The sequence below is a fragment of the Rhodopirellula maiorica SM1 genome (assembly GCF_000346295.1).
Classification (GTDB): Bacteria; Planctomycetota; Planctomycetia; order Pirellulales; family Pirellulaceae; genus Novipirellula; species Novipirellula maiorica.
In genome coordinates, this window is record NZ_ANOG01000488.1 from 1 (window position 1) to 4,318 (window position 4,318).

A 4,318-nucleotide genomic window follows, 5' to 3' on the forward strand; every position below is an offset into this window, starting at 1 on the left:
CAAGATGGGCAACTCGATGGCCAACAAGTCACCCAGTGGCTCGATGAACTCGATGCGATCGATCGTGAAGTCATTGTGATGCACCTGTGGGGTGGGATGACGTTTCGCCAAATTGCCGACGTCATGGGTCTGTCCGCAGCGACCGCAAACCGTCGCTACCAAAACGCGTTGACACAATTGCAAGCACGTGCCAACCAAAACCAAATGAGATGATGCGATGAACAACAAACCCGATTTTGAACAACAGCTTTCCGCACTGGCTCCCGCTCCGATCCAAACCGATGCCTCGGCGATGATGTACCGCTGTGGGTTCGCTGCGGGACAGGCGAGTCGCGCGGAATCGAGCGAGGCGTCACGGCCATATTGGCCACAATGGGCGGTGGCGGCCTGTGTGACGGCGATCTTGGTGGGGCCTATTTCTTATCGGCTAGGGCATTCGCCCCCGACTCCCTCGCTCCATCAAATGACGACGGTCGAACATGAATTCCCACCGCCAGCGACGGCCACCGAATCGGTCGCCGCGGTGGAACACAAACCGTCAACGCCAAGCGACGACTTAGCGGCACAGGGGCGTTCAGAGAAACAGGGGCATTCAGCAAAACAGGGGCATTCAGCGGAGCGGGGAGACGAGTCGCCGATGCGAACCGCCATCACTAGATCAGAGCCATCAATCCTTGCTCGCTGGCTGATCGGAGTTCCGTCGCCAACTGCAACAGCCTCAGACACGTACTCAAGCAACGGAGTCACCTTAACGTCGCGTCCTCCTTCGGCGGACATGATGGCTTGGCTCGAGCAATCACGCCCTCCGGTCGCATCCCACCCGGACCACACGAATCCGGTACTGGACGCCACCGAGAATCAATCACGGCAAGACCGCGTCGACGAATCCAATCCTCCCCTACTACCACCGTTACCTTCTCGAAAATCGCTGCACACATGGGAAACATGGCTCCAATCATGAACGCTAAAAGTTTTAGATTAATCGCATGGATGGCCTGCTTTGTCTCGGTAACGGCGAACCCCGCCGCAGCCCAGGTACAACCGCTCGACTACAAACCTCCGACGTCAGCGGCATCGATTGACCGTAAAAAACCAAAGGTCTTGAGAATCCACCCCGCCCCTGAACCGGTTCCGGCACTACAGATTCGCTTCTGGCCGGACCGCTTCGAAATGGTTGCGGGCAATACGTTTGTCCCCTTCCAACGCGCCATGATCATGATGTTGGAAATGAATCGCTCTGCCGGCAACGACGATCCATTCTTTAAAAACTACAAGCTGTGGATGAACGGCCCGCTTGATGAGTTGCCAACGCAGGAAGTCTCGAAATATCTAGACAGTCAGCAAACGGTGCTAACGGAACTGCATCGGGCAATGCGGATGCGTGATTCTCATTACGAGCTTGGCATTGACGATCTACGAGGCTTGGAAACCGTTCAACTGCTGTTGCCGGAGTTCCAAAACATGCGTCAATTGGCTCGGCTATTAGTCCTAGAAGCTCGTTTGGCCATTGCCGAAGGACGCACGGATGACGCGATTCGCTCCATCCGTGTCGGTTTTCGCATGGGCGAAGCGACGGGCAACGCGACGGATCTATTGATTTCCCAGCTGGTGGGTATCGCGATCAGCGGCACGATGCTGAACCAAGTCGAGCAGCTGATGCAGATGCAGGACAGCCCCAACGTTTACTGGGCACTCGCCACGCTACCTGATTCGATCGCCGATATAAACGAGGCATTGAAGTTTGAAACTTCAGTCGTCTCGCGAGTGTTTCCGGAGCTATCCCATTTGCCCTCGGACAAGGTTGAACCCGCGGTCTGGCGAAATCGATTGGTGCGCACGATTACTGACATGCAAACGCTCGGCGATTCGGGGTTCGGTAATGGCGATGCGGAAGCTCGTCTGATCGCGGGTGCATTGATGATCGCGATGACTGAATCTTCGCGAGCAGAGTTGATTGCAAGCGGCAGTGATGTCAGCGAAGTGCGAGCGATGAGCCCCAGCGAGGCGATCGTGCGAGCGGCGGCAGCGCAAATCAATCGAATCCAAGACAACTTTTCAAAATGGCTGCTCCTTCCTGACCCGATCCGCATGAAATATGCGGACCGAACGGACGCGACGATTCAATCAAACCAGCCAACGGACACCGCAACGATCAACTTAGGCGCGATGGTCACCGGCATGTTGATGCCAGCCGTCAAGTCCGCCAGCCAAGCCGAAATGCGAACGCATCAAACGATCGCCCGCATGGCCACGATCGAAGCAATCCGCGACTATGCGGCAGCTCAAAACGAGTTACCGTCATCGCTCGACCAATTGACCAATCTGCCGGCGTGGCCGGATCCGTTTACACAGCAAGCGTTTGGTTACGAACGAGAAACCGCGACGCGAGCCAAACTGATTTCCAAACCGGCTTACCTGTCGGACCCCAACGCCACCATCGTGCTAGAGTTGGTTCGCAAGTAAGCGTTTTTCGTCATACGCGATCGTGTGAACCGGGGCATTGAAGTAGGTAGGCATGATTCTGTGAAATCCTGTTAGTCGCTAGCGGCCAACCTATCGAATTGCATCAACACCTTTTAATCTCAGGGAGCCCGTCATCGTGTTCAGCAAAATGTTTCCAGTGATCGCACTGCTGGTCTGTTCGCCACTCGTCGCGACGGCACAAGACAGATCGACCAAGTCGCGTCTAATGTTTCCATCCGGCGTTGTGATGCACGACACGATCGCCGCGGCGCATTTGGATTTGACGCAGATCGACGTCCCGACAACGGTGCAAATCCTTTCGAAACTGACAGGCAAACCAGGGGAATCACCGTTTGTCCCTTTGGCCGAAGGCGTCATAAAATCGTTGCTTGACGCTGGCGTCAAGCAACTGTACGTCACGCTTCCCGGCCGTGCGTTGCTGCATGGCGGCGTGTGTATCGTCGCGCCCTGCAGTGACAAAGACTCCGTGAGCAAACTATTTACGAACCTACTAGATCCCATCTCACTGCCGTACAAATTTGACGTCTTAGAAACCGAGCACGCGGTCGTGATCTGTCCCGCGGTGATGGCCAGTGAGTATCAAAACAACGGGTCTCGCGAACAAGTCGATCGTGACGAATTCAATGCGGGGCTTCAGTCGATGGCGAGCTTTGCTCACCAAGCGGTGATTAGCTTGCCAGCGGACATCCATCAGGAGTTGACGCTTCTGTGGCCTGAAAAACTGAGCGACCACGATCCCACCGGCTTCTCTCCGCAACGTTGGGTTGCGTCCGTTCGCTCGATCTCGATGGGCTGGGATTTCCCTCCGGCAACCGCATTGGAACTAAGGTTTCAATGCACCGATCACGACGGGGCAACGGCTTGCGAGCAAGAGATGTCCAAACTGCTAATGATGATTCCGCCGGGAATAGTACGCCCGAAGCTGAGCGTGGATTCAAACAACGTCGTCATCAAAGCCGACCCTGAAGAAATAAACGTATTCCTAAAATCAATTTCGAAACCTGCTCGGCAAGACGCTCAGCGGCGACAAACGATCAACAATTTCAAACAGCTGGCATTGGCGATACATAACTTTCACGGCAAACATGGTTTTCTGCCTGGCAAGTACACCGTCGATGCAGAAGGCCGTCCGCTACTGAGTTGGCGAGTCGCATTGCTGCCGTATCTCGACCAAGCCTCGCTCTATGCGAAGTTCAAATTGGATGAACCTTGGGATAGTGAACGCAACCGTCCGTTGTCCGAGCAGATGCCGCAAGTATTTGAGGTCGCCGGCGATGATCTGGCGGCCGGCCATTCTCGCATTCGTCTTCCCGTGATTGCCGGTGGCCTCTGGGCCGGTGAGGGACCACCGCGAACCTTGCGAAACATGATCGACGGCACAAGCAATACGGTCTGGATCGCTACGGCTCCTCCATCCGCCGCCGTGACGTGGACGAAGCCGGATGATTGGAAATTGGAGGAAGCCAAGCTGAGCGATCAGTTCTTTGCCGACCAATCCGATGCAATCGTCAGCTTTGCCGATGGTTCAGCACGTGCATTGACGCCGACTATTGCCGCCGAGACGCTCAAAGCCCTGCTGACGATGGCAGGCGGTGAAGTCGTTCCGCAGGACGAGGTGAAGTGACATCGGTTTGGCTGAGCTACCGAATGGTCATCGGATTAACGTCAACAACATCGCGCACGCCGTCAGGCTGGTTTCTCTTGGTAGATCAGCCGTTTGGGCGAAAGCAGTAGCGAAACTCGCCAATAGTTTCGTAGGGCACTCGCTCAATGCGTCACGGAACTCGTCAGCGGTTTGCTGATTCAGTGAGCCGCGACGCGTCAGAGAACGTCC

General features: G+C 55.5%; 5 protein-coding genes. 4 read left to right on the plus strand and 1 reads right to left on the minus strand.

The window, feature by feature from the left end; translation table 11 throughout:
* From RMSM_RS15290 to RMSM_RS15305, 4 genes are all read left to right on the plus strand, one after another.
* Nucleotides 1-213: RNA polymerase sigma factor (locus RMSM_RS15290; RefSeq protein WP_008697844.1), on the plus strand; the 213-nt coding region annotated here is incomplete at its 5' end.
* Nucleotides 214-217: 4 nt separating this feature from the next.
* Entirely contained in the window at nt 218-961 is a 744-nt protein-coding gene (locus RMSM_RS15295) for a hypothetical protein (RefSeq protein WP_008697845.1), read from the plus strand.
* Nucleotides 958-2,463: a hypothetical protein gene (locus RMSM_RS15300; protein WP_040767061.1), complete on the plus strand. Its 1,506-nt coding sequence runs from the start codon at nt 958-960 to the stop codon at nt 2,461-2,463. The genes RMSM_RS15295 and RMSM_RS15300 overlap by 4 nt, the downstream gene beginning before the upstream one ends.
* Before the next feature lie 136 nt (nt 2,464-2,599).
* The gene (locus RMSM_RS15305; RefSeq protein ID WP_008697848.1) at nt 2,600-4,108 is read left to right on the plus strand and encodes a DUF1559 family PulG-like putative transporter; all 1,509 of its coding nucleotides are present in this window, start codon (nt 2,600-2,602) and stop codon (nt 4,106-4,108) included.
* Nucleotides 4,109-4,135: 27 nt separating this feature from the next.
* On the opposite strand, the gene RMSM_RS42645 is transcribed toward RMSM_RS15305, so the two are convergent.
* On the minus strand, nt 4,136-4,318 hold a 183-nt coding region (locus RMSM_RS42645), incomplete at its 5' end, for a hypothetical protein (protein WP_236622153.1).